Here is a 15,666-nt window from a genome sequence, read left to right as displayed (position 1 = left end):
GAGAGGCGCAGCGGATCATTCGGCGCGCAAGGCCTGCATCGGCGGCACCCGCGCCGCCCGCTGCGCCGGCGCCAGCGCGGCGAGCAGGCCGGCCGCGGCCAGCACCAGCAGCACCGCGCCGATCGCCAACGGGTCGGCCACGCGCACCTCGAACAGGAAGCGCTGCAGCAGCCGCGACACCGCCATCGCCACGCCCAGGCCCAGCAGCAGGCCCACTCCTATCTGCACGCCCGCCTCGCCCAGCACCTGCCGCCGCAGCCGTGCCGGCGGCGCGCCGAGCGCGGCGCGCACGCCGAACTCGTGCTGGCGTGCGGCCACCGCCACCGCCATGACCGCGTACAGGCCGACCGCCGCCAGCAGCAATGCCAGCGCGGCGAACAGGCCGACCAGCAGCAGGTTGAGCTTCTGCTCGCTGGTGGTGGTGGCGACCAGCGCCTGCATCGGCCGCAGGTCGGCGATCGGCTGCTGCGGCGCCACTTCGTCGATCGCCGCACGCAGCGCGCGCTCGTCGGCGCCCAGCGCGCCGGCGCGCAGATGCACCGCATAGGTCAGCGCGCCGAAACCGCGAATGATCTGCCACATCGGCTCGCTCATCTGCGCCAGCGGCTGGTACACCGTCGGCTCCGGCGGCTCGGCCGGGCTGGTATGGCGCACGTCGCCGACCACGCCGACCACGCGCATCGCCAAGCGCTGGTTGCCGCCGTCGTCGGGCACGGTGATGCTCTTGCCCAACGCCTGCCCGTGCAGGTAGCGCGCGGCGAAGCTGGCGCTCACCACGCAGACCCGCTCGGCCCCAGCCACGTCGCTGTCGGCGATCCCGCGCCCGGCCAGCAAGGGGATGCGGAACACGTCGAGGAATTGCGGCGTGGCCAGCCGGTACTGGGCATCGACGGACGGCGCACCGTTGATCTCCACGCTCCAGCTCAGCCGCGTCGCCGTCGGCGGATTGGTCGACACCCCCACGCGGTCGATGCCTGGCACCTGCTGCAGCCGCGCGACGATGCGCCGTGTCTGCTCCACCGCATCGGCCGCGGTGACGTAGCGCTCCTTCACCGGCGCCAGGGAGAACACCACCGCCGACCGGCTCTCGAAACCCATCGGCACCTCCGCCAGTTTCTGCAAGGTGCGGGTGAACAAGGCAGCGCCGATCAGCAGCACCACGGCGATGGCCACCTGTGCGATCACCAGGACGCGACCGAGGCGACCGGCCTGCAGACTCCAGCCGCCACGCCCACCGCCAGCCAGTTCGGCGACCAGGTTGCGGCGGCGGCCGCGCACGATGCCCAACACGGCGGCCAGCAGCGCGGTGGCACCGCCGGCGAGCAGCGCGAACAGCGCGCTGGCGCCGGTCAGGTGCGCCGCTTCGCCGCGCATCCACATCAGCGGTACCCAGTCGCCGAGCAGGCGCAGCCCAAGCCAGGCCAGCGCCAGCCCGGCCAGGCTGCCGAGTACGCCGATCAGCACGCCTTCGGCCAGCGCCGGCAGGCTCAGCCGCAGCCACGATGCGCCCAGCGCGGCACGCACCGCGCTGTCGTGGCTGCGTCCGAGCGCGCGCAGCAGCATCAGGCTGGTCAGGTTGATCGCGGCGATCAACAGCACGCAGGCGGCCGCGGCGAAGAACAGCCACAGCGTATTGCCGCTATTGGCGGCGTACAGGCTGTCCTGCAACGGCAGCGCATTGGGCGGCCGCCGCTGCAACGAGCCCCACCACGATGCGTCCATGTGCGGGCTGTTGCGCAAAAAGGCCTTGAGCGTGGCCGCGGTCTGCGCGGAGGCCGCGGCCACGCTGACTCCGGGGCGCAACCGCGCCACCACGATCTCGTTGGTGGACAGGTTGGTCTCGGCCAGGTCCGGCTGCATGTTGCGGATCAGGTCGAAAGGGTCGGCCCAGGGAAAGTCCGCCGGCAACACGCCGACGATCTGCACCGGCTTGCCTTCGACCTGCAGGGTGCGCCCCACCGCCGCCGGATCGCTGCCGAAATAGCGCTGCCAGAAGCGATGGCTGAGAATCACCGCCTGCGGCCCGCCGGGCCGGCTTTCCTCGTCGCTGAAGTTGCGCCCCGCCGCCATCGGCAGGCCGAGCGTGCGCAGGACGCCGGCATCGGCGCTGATCGAGGCGACCACCTCGCTGGCATCGCCACGGGCGATGTTGGCCGGCACCGGGAAGCCGCGCAGGATGCCGATCGACTGCAGGCTCGGCATGCGCCGCAACACCGGGTAATAGCCTGGCGCGGCGACATTGCGGCCGGGATCGCTGGACAGGCCGAGCGTGACCAGCCGCTCCGGCTGCGGGAACGGCAATGGCTTGAGCAAGGCCTGGTCGAGCAGCGCGAACACTGTTGTGGTGGTGGCCACGCCCAGCGCCAGGGTCAACACCGCCAGCAGCAGATAGCCGGGCTTGCGCGCCAGCGCGCGCCAGGATTGCCGCATCTCCGCCCAATGCAGGGCGGCGCTCATCGCGCCTGCTCCGCGGCGCGCACCGGCAACGCCACATCCTGCTCGTGGCGCAGCCGCTCGAAGGTGTCCTCGTCGACGATGCGGCCGTCGAGCATGTGCACGATGCGCTGCGCGCGCCGCGCGAACGCCGGGTCATGGGTGACCATGCACAAGGTGGTGCCGTTGTCGTGCAGTTGTTCCAGCAACTGCATCACCGCCTCGCCGTTGCGGCTGTCCAGATTGCCGGTGGGCTCGTCGGCAAGCAGGATCGCCGGGTTGCCCGCCAGCGCGCGCGCCACCGCCACGCGCTGCTGCTGGCCGCCGGACAACTGCCCCGGATAGTGCTTGTGGCGATGGTGCATCCCGACCAGTTCCAGCACCTCGCGCACGCGCTGGCGGATCTGGCTGCGCTGGGCGCCGGCGCGGTAGGTCAGCGGCAGCGCCACGTTCTCTTCCACGGTGAGGTCGGCGATCAGGTTGAAGGCCTGGAAGATGAAGCCGATCTCGGCATTGCGGATGCGCGCGCGGCCGACCGTGTCCAGTTCGGCGACGTTGCGGCCGTTGAGCCGGTAGGTGCCGCCGCTGGGCGCATCCAGCAGGCCCAGGATCGACAGCAGGGTCGACTTGCCGCAGCCGGACGGTCCGGTGATGGCGACGAAATCGCCGGGCGCCACCTCCAGTGCGATCTCGGCCAGGGCGTGCGTCTCCACTTCCTCGGTGTGGAACACCTTGCTGAGCCCGTCCAGGTGGATCAACGGCGCGGCGGATGGTGCGGGAATTGCGGTCATGCGGGGTCTCTCCTGGTCTGGCTAGCGTAAGCGCAAGGTGGCGTCGGCATTCCATTGGCTGGTGTCAGACAGCACGACGCGGTCGCCGGCGCGCAGGCCGGCACGGACTTGGATACGGTCGCTGGAAGCGGCGCCGAAACGCACGCGAATGCGCTGCGCGGTCTGGCCGCCGTCGCGCAGCACGAACAAGCTACCGGCGGCGTTGGGCACGGCCAGTGCCGGGCGCGGGATGCTGACCACGTCGCGCAGCGTGCCGAGCACGATGCGCCCGTCCACCGACAGGTCCGGGCGCACGCCGGGCGGCAGCGGCGGCGTCAGCCGCACGTCGACCACCACGCTGCCGCTGCGCACCGCCGGATCGATCCGCGCCACCTGCCCGCTGACGACGCCGTTGTGCGTGTCCACCACCACCGGCAGGCCTTCGATCACGTCCTTGGCCAGGACCTCGGGCACCTGCAGCCGCGCCAGCAGGTCGTCCGGGCGCGCGACCCGCGCCAGCTTGGCGCCGGCCTCGACACGCTGGCCGGGCTCCACGTCCACCTGCTGCAGGATGCCGTCGCTGCCGGCGCGCACCTGCAGCGCGTCGGCTTGTTGCGCGGCGATGGCCAGGGTGCTGGCGGCCTGCGCGCGCCGCGCCTGTGCCGCGCGCAACTGCGCGGCCATGTTCTGCCGGAACGCGGCCACGCGCTTGGTCTCGATGTCGGCGCGGCCGCGCTGCTGCGCCTCGACGATCTGGCTCTGGGTCAGGTCGATGTCCGAGATCGCCCCGCCATCGTGGCCGCGCCGGTAGGCCTTGGCCTTGATCTGCGCGATCTGCAACTCGGACTCGGCCTGCGCCTGCAGCGCCTGCTGGTCCAGCAATTGCGATGCCAATGCGGCGTGCAGTGCGGCCAGGTCGGCGTCTGCGCCGGCCAACGCGGCGCGCGCGCGATCCAGGCCGGCGTCCAGTTCCGGATTGACCAGTTGCAGGATCGGTGTGTCGGCCTGCACGCGCGCGCCGGGCTCGACCGGTTGCTGTTGCACGGTGGCGGGGGCCCCGGCGGTGATCCAGCGGATCTGCCGCGGCACCAGCACGCCGCTGGCGCGGACCTCGCGGCGCATCTCGCCGCGCGTGGCCGCATCGATCCACAACTCGCTGCGCGTCACGCGCGGTGCCGCGCGGCCGCTGCCGAGCAGTGCCACGCCAAGCAATACCGCAACGGCAGCGGCCACCACCAGCCAGCGGCGGCGGTGGCGCCAGAACGAACGGTTCGGTGATTTCGCGATATCCATGCCTGCTGTGCAGCAGGCTGCGTGCCAATCGGCGAACCGCACTAACCCATTGAATCGTTTGCACTACGACCGCGACACGCGCGGTCGCCGCGTCCGCAAGCGGTCGTGCACCGACCGATTACGGACAGTGGCGCGAGCAGGTGCGGGTCAGGGCTTTTCCAGCGACGCGCGATAGCGCAGCAGCGCTTCCGGTTCGTCGGTCTGGAAGGCGCCGATGCCGGCGCGATACAGCCGCCCCCACACCGCTTCCGGATCGCGCACCGCATCGGCATCGCCGCCGACGTCGGCGACGAAGCCGTCCCACAGCGTGTTGACCAGCAGCCGCACGTGCCGCTGCTTGGCCAGGGCCGCCACCGCCGGCAACTGGGCCAGGCGCATCCGCGGCAGTTCGATCGCCACCGGCCGCACCTTGCCTTCCGTCTGGGTGCGCACGGTCTGCACCAGGTCGTCGGTGCCCGGCGGATTCAGCAGCACCGGGGTGAAGTTGACCTGGTCGAACGGCGGCATCGACGCCAGGTCCTGGCTGGCGACGCCGACCTCGGTCTTGACCACCACCTGCCGCTCCATGCCGGCGCGGCGCACCGCATCGACCACCTCGGCGTAGATCGGCGCCTTGACGTCCAGGTTGAGCATGATCCGGCCCTTGGCCGCGGCCAACATCTGCGCCAGGGTCACTGGATGCTGGTCGGTAAGCGCCGCGTCGGGACCGCCCTCGTCGTCGCGCAGGCGCAGCCGCGCCAGTTGCGGCCAGGTGAGTTCGGCGACCTTGCCGGTGCCGTCGGTGGTGCGGTCGACGGTGGCGTCGTGGAACATCACCAGGGTGCCGTCGCCGGCGCGGCGGATGTCGGTTTCGAGCATGTCCACGCCCAGCGTCACGCAGCGCTCCAGGCCCAGCAGCGAGTTCTCCGGCGCGTGCCCGGCGAAGCCGTGCGCGGGCGCGGGGTTGTGGCAGCCGCGATGGGCGACGACGAAGATGCCGCCGTCCGGTGCGGCCAGGCGCGCCTGGATCGGGGCGATGGCGGCGACGGCCGGAGCCGTCGCGGTCAGCAGTGCGGCAATGACCGCGCCGCGCGAGAAAAGCAGGTTCATGGTTGGTCTCCGGCAACGGTCACAGCGACGGGGTGAAGCGCAGGCCGAGCCAGTAGGTGGTCGGCATCGAATAACTGTCCTTCAGCAGGTTCTCGCCGGGGCCGGTCAGGCTGGTGAGGCGGCTGTGGGTGACATTGCTGATCTGGCCGACCACGCTGAGCTGCTTGCTCACCGCCCAGGTCGCCGACAGATCCAGCTGCGAGCGCGGCGCCCAGTACAGGTCCTGCCAGGCGATGTTGCTGACGATGGCGCGCAGCGCCTTGCCCTGGCGGTTGTAGGCCGCACGCAGTTCGACGCCGCCGACGGTGTAGAACAGCGAGGCGTTGGCGGTGTAGTCGGGCTGCCCGACAAGGCGATCGACAGTGCGCTGGCTCTGCACCACGTTGGGCGCGCTGCCGCTGGTGAACGGCACGTCCATGCCGCCGTCGAGCAGGGCCAGGTTGGCGCTGGCGCCCAGGCCGGACAGCGCCGGCACGCCCGGGAACAAGGTGTTGAACACCGCGCTCAGTTCCAGGCCGCGCACGTGCGCCTTGGCGGCGTTGGCCGGGGTGCTGATCAGCACGTTGGAATAGGTGGTGCCGTTGAAGCCGAACTGGTCGGTGCGCGAGAGGGTGAAGATCTCGTCCTGGATGCGCTTGTCGAACAGCGCCGCGGCGAGCATGCCGTCGAAGTCGTCGGGCAGGCGCCATTCCAGCGACAGGTCCAGGTTGGTGGACACGCGCGGCTTGATGTCGGGATTGCCGATGGTGACGGTCACGCCCTGCGCATTGGGATTGCCCATGTCGCTGCTGTTGACGAAGCTGATCGAGGTGCGCGCGGCATAGGCGTCGTAGGGCGGACGGCCAAGCGTGCGGCTGGCGCCGGCGCGCAGGTCCAGGCGATCGTTGACGTGGTAGGTCATCACCGCCGAGGGCAGCACCTTGGCGTAGCGCGAATCGGTGGGCGCATCGACGTAGACGTAGTTGCCGCTGGCCGCGTCCAGTTGCCGCTGGCGGCCGACCGTGGATTGGTCGGTATGGTCGTAGTGCAGGCCGGCTACCACGTCGACATCGTCGCTGCGGTAGCCGAGCAGGCCGTAGGCGCCGAAGATCTCCTCGCGGTGGCTGAAGTTGTCCTGGTTGCTGAAGGCGCTCTGGTCGGTGCGGTTGAACGCGCTCAGCGGCGTCGCTTCCAGCACCTGGTTGGCCTTGTTCGGATCGATCGCGATCAGGTTCAGGCCCAGGTAGCGCATCGGCGCGTTGGACGGCGCCAGCACGTCGCCGATCTTCAGCGGCGGCGCGCTGCGGTTGGGCTGGTACTCCACGCGGTAGATGTCGAAACCGGGCTCGTCGCGGGTGTAGCTCAGGCCGCTGCCGAAGCCGAAGCCGCGGTCCATCTCGCCGCGGTTGAAGGCGTAGTCCAGGCGTCCGGTGAGCACCTTGTCGCGCGCATTGCGCTGGTAGTCCGGGCGCCAGTACAGCAGGCTGTAGTTGTCGTAGTCGTAGTACGCCTGCGCCGACATCGGGAAACGCTGATTGAGCGCGGAGGTGTCGTAGTTGAAGCCATAGGCCGCCGTCGGCACCACGGTGACGCCGGGGCCGGTCTGTCCGGTAGGCACCGCCGCCGGGCGCTGCGCGCCGGTGACGTACTTGATCATCTTGATCGGTTCGGCATAGGTGGCATCGGACCAGGACGCGCGTGCCGACAGCACCTGCCGGTCGTCCGGGCGCCATTCGAAGCCGGTCTGGCCGAGCTTGGTGCGGGTGGTGGTGATCTGGTTGGAATAGCCCACTTCCACGTCGCCGACCGGGTAGCTGCCGCTGGTCGCGGTCTGGTTGTAGACGCGATTGCGGTTGCGCGGATCGAGGATGATCTCGTTGCGCTCCATGTTGTCGCGGAAGTAGTAGTAGCCGGCCGTGGCGTAGGCCTGCAGCGACTCGCTCAGCCGCGCCTCGAACTTGCCGGTGAGGCCGTAGCGGTCGCGCTTGTCCATCACGTACCAGTACTTGTCCTGCTGCGGCACGGCCCAGCCGTTGCCCAGGTTGGTGCCACTCTGCAGCGTGCCGGTGCTGTCGTAGAACCCGTAGTGCACCGTGTCGGTGGTCATGTGGGTTTCGGTGTAGCTGCTCAGCGTCTGGTAGTTGCCGGACAGGGTCAGGCCGTACTGGCCTTCGCTGCCGAAGGTACGGCTGCCGGTGGCAAGCACGCGGTAGCCCGGGTCGTCCTGGTCGCGCGGCTTGCCGACGTCGTTGGCATGGCCCAGCGACGCCTCGGCGGTGAAGAACGGCTTGCCGCCGTTCTCGAACGCGCTGCGGGTCTTGAGGTTGATCGCGCCGCCGGTGGCGTTCGGATCCAGGTCGGGGGTGAAGGTCTTGATGACCTGCAGTTCGCTGACCATCGAGGCCGGCAGGATGTCCAGGCGCACGCCGCGGGTGATCGAGCCGAGCGTGCCGTTGGGCGTGCCCGGCGAGGCCACGGTCAGGCCGTCGATGGTGACGTTGTTGTAGGACGGGCCGAGGCCGCGCAGCACCGGGGTGGCGGCTTCGTCGCGCGGATGCTCGTTGTCGGTGGCCGGCAGGACGGACAGGCCCGGAATGCGGCGCAGCGCCTCGACGATGGTGGTGTCCGGCAGCGCGCGCACGTCGGTGGAGCTGACCACGTCGGTGATGTTGGTGGCCGCGCGCTTGCTCTCGATCGCCGCGGCATTGGCCTTGCGCACGCCGGTGACCTGCACGCTGGACAGCGTGGTGGTGCCGTCGCCGTTGGAGGCATCGTTGGGCGGGGTGTCGGGCGTGGGGTTGGCCGCGGTAGCGGCAGCGACGGCCCTTGCGTCGGCGGCGACCGCCGCCGTGGTGGACGCGGCGTCCTGCGCCAGCGCGGCCTGGCAGCTGGCGGCGAGCGCGCAGACGATCAGCGCCCGGCGCCGATGGGTGAGTGATTGCATTGCGATGTCCCCTGGTTGACTGAATTAAGTAACTTAAAGTTTGTTATTTAATCCCAGGGATATGACGAAACGATGGCGCTGTGTGGAAGGCGTGAAGACACAGCCGTCTCTGCCCGCCGGCGCGGCCGGCGGCCGCCTTCAATGCGGTGCGATGCGGCAGGCACGATTGGCGGGCGATCGGCATCTGCCGTTCCCGCAGCGGTTGCCCGAAACGCAGAAGCCGCCGGATGACGGCCGGGCCCGGCCCGGCCCGGCCCAGACCGTGGCCGCGGCCGCAGCGCGGTGCACTTGCGCCGCCTGCGTGGCGAAGGCAGCGAGCAGGCCGGCCGGCGCGTCGTGCTCGACCACCAGGTAGAACCGGCATCGATCAGCTGGCGCCGCCCGGGCTGGACCAGCGCCAGCGCGACCGCGGCCAGCGCCAGCGCGCGCTTGCGCTCGGCATGCTCGGCCTGGCGCTGCGGCAGCGGCGCGGACGCCGGCGTTGGCGGCAGCGCCCCACCGTAGACCCGCCGGCACAGCCCTGCGCGGCGAGTTCGCGCAGGTCGCGGCGGATCGACTCCTCGGCCACGGCGAAGCGCTCCGTCAGTTCCGCCGCCACCACTCGGCCGTGCTCGCGCAGGCGCTGCAGGATCGCCTGCAACCGCTCCTGCGGCAGCGTATCGCGCTCGCCGCTCAGGGCGCCGCGGCGCCGGCGCGCGGCGGCAGCAGGCCCAGCGCGACCAGCTCCTCGCGCAACGCCGCGGCATCGCGAAACTGCAGCGCCTGCATGCCGGTGGCAGCCGCGGCCTGGACATTGCGCGGCGCATCGTCGATGAACACCGCCCGCGCCGGGTCGATCGCGAAGCGTTCGCACAGCAGCGCGAAGATCGCCGGATCCGGCTTGAGCAGGCGTTCTTCGCCCGACACCAGCACGCCCTCGAACCACTGCAGGAACGGATAGCGTTCGCGCGCGATCGGGAAGGTCTCGTGCGACCAGTTGGTCAACGCGTACAGGCGCAGGCCCTGCCCGCGCAGTTCGTCCAGCACCGCCACGGTGGCGTCCAGCGCGCCGCCCAGCATCTCTGGCCAGCGCGCGTGGTAGGCCGCGATCAGCGGCGCATGCGCCGGATGCTGCGCGCTCAGTTCGGCCACCGCCTCGTGCCACGGTCGCCCGGCATCCTGGCGCTCGTTCCACTGCGGGCTGCACACCTCGCGCAGGAAGGTTTCCATCGCGGTTTCGTCGTCGAACAGGCGGCGGTACAGATGGCGCGGGTTCCAGTCGATCAGGACGCCGCCGAGATCGAACACCACCGTGTCGAGGTGGGGCGCGGCGGACGGGGGGGACGCGGGCATGACGGGCTCCAGGGAACGGAAGGGGAACGCAGCGGCGGAGCAGGCGCGCATTGGCGGCGGCCGGCAGCAGCGCCGCCACCGCGGCCACTGCTGGCGGCAGGCCGATGGCGACGGCGGCTGCAGCGCGATCGGTGCGGCGCTCATGGTAGCCGTCCCTTCCGGCTGACATCTCTGGCCGGCGTACCCTCACCCCCAGCCCCTCTCCCGGGGGGAGAGGGGAGTTTGGTGCGGCGTCGCTGTTGGGCATCCTGGCGGTCGTACCCTCACCCCCAGCCCATCTCCCGCAGGGAGAGAGGAGTTTGGTGCGGCGTCGCTGTTGGGCGTCCTGGCGGTCGTACCCTCACCCCCGGCCCCTCTCCCGCAGGGAGAGGGGCGTTGGATCAAGGCTGCACGACGTTGATCGTGCCGGGGTTGCTGCGCCCCACGCCGCGCAGGTCGGGACGGTACATGTCCTCGACCAGCGATGGCGGCACCGTGTAGGTGCCCGGGGTCACCGCGCGCACCAGGTAGAACACCTGCGCCTTGCTGCCCGCCGACAGGCTCAGCGCGGCCACGTAGCGGTCGTCGCGGAACTCCTCGTGCTTGACGTCGGCGGCGTTGGAACGGTCGCTGATCTCGATGCCGTCCACCACCACGTCGGCCCACTGCTTGGCGTCGCCCAGGTTGAAGTTCTCGATCTCCAGGCCGGCCGGTAGTAGATCGGTCAGCAGCGCGTCGGGCATGCTGGTGTCGGAGGTGATGGTGACCCGCACGATCAGCGCCTCGCCCTCCTTCAGCGGCTGCGGCGTCCACGGCTTGCCGTCGGTGCCGTAGAAGCTGCGCTCCACCTTCAGCGTGCTGTCGTCGGCCGCCGGCGGCGTGCGCGGCACGCCGGCGATTTCCAGGCTGGCGTACAGCGGCGGCTGGCCCTGCGGCACGAAGTGCACGCCGCGCGCCAGCTCGGCCTCGTCGAACTGACGGCCGAAGGCCTTGGCCGGGGCGATCGTTTCGCTGCTGTCGCCGACATTCAACTGCCCGGAGACCTGCGCCGTCTGGCTGTTGAGCAAGGCCTTGCCCATGCGCGCCAGCGCCACCTGCTCCTGCGTGCTCAGCCACAGCCAGCCGCCACGGCGGCGCGCGTCGATCTCGCGCCCCAGCGCCATCACCCGCGCGTCGTACTCGGGCTTGGCCAGGCCACGCTCGTGCAGCAGCGCGATCATCAGCGCATCGTCGCGGACCACGCTGCCGTAGTCGCCGAAGTAGCGCGGCCGGTCGGCGCTGTCCTTGGCGAAACCGGCGGCGATCGCCGCCTCGCCGCGCTTCTTGTCGCCCTGCAGCGACAGCGCCACGCCCAGGTGCACCAGCGACAGACCGGTCAGCGCCTTGCTGCGGTCGTTGTCGTACAGCGCGCGCAGCGTGCCCAGCGGCGCACGGTTGACCCGCGCCAGCACGTAGCCGGACCAGGCCTGGTTGGCGAACTTCAGGTTCTCGCGGCGGTCCTGGCCGTAGAAGTTGTTGCCGCCGGACAGCAGGTCCTCGCTGAGCCGGTTCAACGCCTTCTGCAGCACGTTGTCGGGCACCGCGAAGCCGGCGTCCTTGGCGTCGAGCAGGAACTCGGCGATGTACGGGGTCAGCCCCGGATTGACGTAGCCGTCGTCGCCCCACATCGAGAAGTGACCGCTGGAGACCTGCATCGAGGCCAGCCGTCCGAACGCGCCTTCCATGCGCGCGCGGCGCGTGGCCGCATCCAGGCCCTTGACCCCGAGCAGGCGCGCGGTGGCGTCGTCGAGCAGCAGCGCGGCGTAGCCCTTGCTGGTGGTCTGCTCGGCGCAGCCGTAGGGGTACTGCAGCGCGCCCTGCAGGGCACTGGCGAACGGGATCGGCGGCAAGGCGCTGACCAGCATGCGCGCGTTGACCGAGCCGGCCATCAGGCCTTCGGCATCGCTGGCGCCCAGGGTCACCGGCGCCAACGGGTCGAGCACGCGGGTCTGCGTGCGCAGCACCGACGGCCACGCCGCACGCACCGGCAGGTCGTAGCGGCGGTCGGCGGCAAAACCATTGCCTTCCACGCGCACCCGCACCTTGGCCACCGTATAGCCCTCCTGCGCCACCAGCGGGAAGCTCAGGGTGGCCTTGCCGTCCTTGCCCAGCTTGGCGCTGCGCGCGTTGTCGGCGATCGCCAGCGGACCTTCGCCATCCACCCGCACCTTGAACTCGCCCGGCTGGCCGGTGAAGTTCTGCACGTCCAGGGTCACCGTGCTGCGGTCGCCCGGCGCCATCACCCGCGGCATGCTGGCCTCGGCCACGATCGGCGCGCGCACCAGCGTCTCCACGTCGCGGTTGCCGTAGCGCTCGTCCGAATAGACCAACGCCGACACGCGCAGGGTGCCGTTGAAGTCCGGTACCGGCAGCTGCACGCGGGCGTTGCCCTTGGCGTCGAGCTGCACCGGGCCGGAGAACAGGTCCACGGTCTGCACCCGCGCGGTCGGGCGCTTGGCCTGCGGCAACGCCGCCAGCGCCATGTCGCCGCCGAAGCGCAGCTTGCCGGTGCCGCCCTCGAAGCTCTCGATGACCCGGCCATAGATGTCGTAGGCATCCACGCCCAGGCGCCGCTGCGCGAAGAACTGCGCGTTGGCGTCCGGCACCGGGAAGCGGGTGATGTTGAGGATGCCCACGTCCACCGCGGAGATGGTCACGTGCGCCTGCTTGCCGGCCAGTTCCGGCACGCTCACCGTCACCGGCAGCGGCTGCTCCGGGCGCATCTGCTTGGGTGCGACCAAGCCCACCGCCACGCGCCGGGCCTTGCGGTCCATCGGCACGTAGGCTACGCCGACCGCGCGCGCCGGGGTGATCTTGCTCGGCGCCGAGCCGCCGCGGAACACCAGTGCGGTGACGTAGACGTCGTGGCGCTCCCAGTCCTTGGTCACCGGGATCTCGAAACTGCTGCCCGGCTTCACGTCGATGTCCTGCACGTACAGCATGCGGTCGCTCTCGACCATCAACACGCCGGGGCCGGCGTGCGGCGGGGTCAGGGTGACCTTGAGCGTGTCGCCCGCCTTGTAGCCGGTCTTGTCCAGCGCCAGCTTGACCTTGTCCGGACGCGCATCGAGGCCGCGGTTGTCGTCGTTCCAACTCCAGCCGGCATGGAACGGATAGCGCGTGGTCAGGCCGGTGGCCGGGTCGAACACGTCCACCCGGTACTCGCCCCACTCCACCGGGAAATCGAACTTGGCGGCGCTGGCACCGGCATCGACGGTGAGCGTCTGCTTGTTCTCGAAGCGGCGGGTGAAATCGTAGTCCCAGCGGTTGTCGGTGAACGCCCAGTGGTAGTCGCGCAGCTCGCGCACCAGGGTCACCTTCAGGCCCTTGGCCGGCTGCGGCTTGCCCTGCGCATCCACCCGCATCAGTTCGAAGCGCGCGTTGGCGTTGGCGTCGGCGCCGTCCTTGTCGTCGAACAGCGGGCGTACGCCGACCAGCGCCGGTGCCGGCCACAGCACGCGCTTGAGCGTGCGGGTGACGGTGCGGCCGCCGGTCTCGTACACGCTGGCCGAGACCAGCGCGGCGATGGTGCTGGTCGGCTTGGCCTCGTCGGGCAGCGCCAGGTCCTCGCTGAGCTTGCCGTCGGCGCCGAACTCGGTATCGACCACGTCCTTGGCCTCGCGCGGCAACTGCAGGGTCGGGTCGCCGAAGAAATAGCCCGGCAGCGCTTCCACCGGATGCTGCTCGACCGCCACCGCCAACTTGGCGGTGAAGCGGTTGCCCGCGGCCGGTGCACCGTACAGGTAGGCGGCGGTGGCCTGCAGCTTGAACGGCTCGCCCGGCTTGAGCGTCTTCTGCGCGCTGTCCAGGTCCAGCTTCATGCGCTCGGGCAGGAATTCCTCGATGCGCAGGGTCATGCCCTGCACCGCTTCCTTGCTGGTCGGGTCGGTGCGGAATTCCACCTGCCAGCGCCCGGTCGGGGCGTCGGCGGGGATCAGTTGCTCGAAGCTGAAATAGCCCTGGTCGCCCGGCTGCAGCCGGGTCTCGCGGAAGATCTTGCCGTCGGGCTGCTTCAGCCGCAGGAACACCGGCTGCGCGCCCTTGCCGGTGGTCGGCACCGGCTTGCCGTCGTTGTCGCGCAGCAGCGCCGACACCCGCACGGTCTCGCCGGGGCGGTACAGGTCGCGGCCGGACCAGGCGAACACGTCGAACCAGGCGTTCTCGCGCCCGGCCACCGCGAACTCGCTCAGGTCCAACGCCGGCTGGTTGAACGGCAGCATCGACAGGTCGGTGCCGCTGCGCGCCACCAGCACCTGGCCGGCGTCGAGCGTGTAGTTCAACAGCGCGTTGCCGTTGTCGTCGGTCTGGCCCTTCAGGAACAGCTCGCCGTCGGCGTTGAGCACGCGCAACTCCACCTTCTTCAACGGCTCGCCGCTCTGCAGCGAGGCGGTGTGGACGAACAGCTTGTCCTTGTAGGCGCGCGCATGCAGGCCGATGTCGCTGACCGTGAAGAAGGCGGTGTCGTACTCGTTGTCGAACTTGCCGGGGCGGCGCAGCACCGCGAAGTACAGGCCCGGCGCCTGCAGTTCCTTGATCTCCTGGATCGGCAGGTAGGTCAGCGCGCGCTCGTTCTTGTCGCCGCCGAGCACGAAGCGGTTGGTATAGACCGAATCGGCCAGTTGCGAGATCGGGGTGTGGTCGCCGTAGTCGCTGTCCAGCTCCCAGGTGCCGCGGCGGCCGCCGCGCTGGTACTGGGCGAAGAACGCCGGCAGCGCGCTGTCCTTGACCCGCATGAACTCCACGTCCACTTCCGGCACGTTGAGCGAGACCACCGGCAGGCCGCGGCTCTCGCGCGCCGGCAGCACGCTGCCCTGCGAGGCGAAGCCGACGGCCGGCGTCAACTCGCCGGTATAGACCTTCTGCTTGAGCGGCTTGCCCAGGCGGCTGCCGTCGGCCGCCAGCAGGTCGGCCGAGATCACCACCGTGTAATCCTTGGCCGCCTCCACGTAGGGGTAGCGCAGGGTCTTGCCGTCGTCGGACAGCGACCAGGCGCTCTCGTCGGTGCCGACCTTCTCCTCGAAGCGCAGCAGCTTGTCGAAATCCTGGGTGCCGACCAGCGGCCGCGAGAACTCCAGCGCCAGCGACAGCCCGTCGCCCTTCTGGTCAGGATAGGCGCGGACCAGGCCGAAGCCCTTCATCGCTTCCTTCTGCCCCTTCACCGGCTCGCCGCTGGCCTCGGGCAACTGCCCGGATTCGTTGCGCTTGCAGCCGCCCAGCGCAAGCGCCAGACCCAGCAACAAGAAAGTCCCCATCAACCCTGCGCGCAGGCCCGCCCAGCGCCGCTTCGAATCCGTGTGCATGCGTTCGCTCCGTGAATGTGGCGCGAGTATAAAGCGCCGGCGCGACGGCTGGAGGGGCGAAGGTGCACCATCCATCGGCGTGTGCGCGGCAAGCTACCGTCGGCGCGGAAACACGCCCGGCAACCATGCCGACGATCCCCGTAGAGCCCCCGTAGGAGCGGCTTCAGCCGCGACAGGCATTCCCGGGAAAGCCCGTCGCGGCTGAAGCCGCTCCTACCCCCTGAATGAGTACCCGTGCGCCCTCGCCTCGAGGTCATGTGGGAGGGACGTCGGTCCCGACGCGACGGCAATGGATGGGCCGATGGCTCCACTCGTCGGGACTGAAGTCCCTCCCACAAGGGAGCCAATGCGGTGGCCCTGCCGACAGCGAGCCTCATGTGGGAGGGACTTCAGTCCCGACTGCAGAGCAACGAATGGCCAATGGCTCCGCCCGTCGCGACCCAACGTCGCTCCAACCATGGCCTCATGGCAAAGCAATCCTTACACCGCCAGGTGTCGGCGCCCTAAC

At 70.3% G+C, this 15,666-nt stretch carries 8 protein-coding genes; 1 reads left to right on the top strand and 7 read right to left on the bottom strand.

Annotation, left to right across the window (positions count from 1 at the left end; all coding sequences use genetic code 11):
- Window positions 1–15: 15 nt before the first annotated feature.
- The 5 genes from FHR66_RS03395 to FHR66_RS03375 all read right to left on the bottom strand — a co-directional run bounded on the left by FHR66_RS03395 (window position 16) and on the right by FHR66_RS03375 (window position 8,508).
- The gene (locus FHR66_RS03395; protein ID WP_160966303.1) at window positions 16–2,457 is read right to left on the bottom strand and encodes an ADOP family duplicated permease; all 2,442 of its coding nucleotides are present in this window, start codon (window positions 2,455–2,457) and stop codon (window positions 16–18) included.
- Window positions 2,454–3,224, bottom strand: coding sequence for an ABC transporter ATP-binding protein (locus tag FHR66_RS03390; protein WP_160966301.1), 771 nt, complete (start codon window positions 3,222–3,224; stop codon window positions 2,454–2,456). Before FHR66_RS03390 ends, FHR66_RS03395 begins: the two co-directional genes overlap by 4 nt.
- A gap of 21 nt (window positions 3,225–3,245) precedes the next feature.
- Window positions 3,246–4,496 carry an efflux RND transporter periplasmic adaptor subunit gene (locus FHR66_RS03385; RefSeq protein ID WP_160966299.1) on the bottom strand — a complete coding sequence of 417 codons (1,251 nt, stop codon included), beginning with the start codon at window positions 4,494–4,496 and terminating at the stop codon, window positions 3,246–3,248.
- 147 nt (window positions 4,497–4,643) lie between these two features.
- On the bottom strand, window positions 4,644–5,585 hold the full coding sequence (locus tag FHR66_RS03380) for a glycerophosphodiester phosphodiesterase family protein (RefSeq protein ID WP_160966297.1): 942 nt from the start codon (window positions 5,583–5,585) through the stop codon (window positions 4,644–4,646).
- A gap of 19 nt (window positions 5,586–5,604) precedes the next feature.
- Window positions 5,605–8,508: a TonB-dependent receptor gene (locus FHR66_RS03375; RefSeq protein ID WP_167087325.1), complete on the bottom strand. Its 2,904-nt coding sequence runs from the start codon at window positions 8,506–8,508 to the stop codon at window positions 5,605–5,607.
- A 288-nt stretch (window positions 8,509–8,796) separates the two neighbouring features.
- On the opposite strand from FHR66_RS03375, the gene FHR66_RS20990 reads away from it, so the two are divergent.
- Window positions 8,797–9,012, top strand: coding sequence for a hypothetical protein (locus FHR66_RS20990; protein ID WP_237475285.1), 216 nt, complete (start codon window positions 8,797–8,799; stop codon window positions 9,010–9,012).
- 168 nt (window positions 9,013–9,180) lie between these two features.
- On the opposite strand, the gene FHR66_RS03365 is transcribed toward FHR66_RS20990, so the two are convergent.
- Both FHR66_RS03365 and FHR66_RS03360 read right to left on the bottom strand, forming a co-directional pair.
- Window positions 9,181–9,840 (bottom strand): HAD family hydrolase, encoded by a 660-nt coding sequence (locus tag FHR66_RS03365; protein ID WP_160966293.1) that lies wholly within the window; start codon window positions 9,838–9,840, stop codon window positions 9,181–9,183.
- Window positions 9,841–10,220: 380 nt separating this feature from the next.
- Complete coding sequence (locus tag FHR66_RS03360) at window positions 10,221–15,110, bottom strand: alpha-2-macroglobulin family protein (RefSeq protein WP_208417135.1); 4,890 nt, start codon at window positions 15,108–15,110, stop codon at window positions 10,221–10,223.
- Between the last annotated feature and the right edge of the window lie 556 nt (window positions 15,111–15,666).

This window comes from Xanthomonas sp. F4, assembly GCF_011761895.1.
The sequence above is the reverse complement of the archived record's forward strand: the minus strand, read 5'-3'. Positions and strand labels throughout refer to the sequence as shown.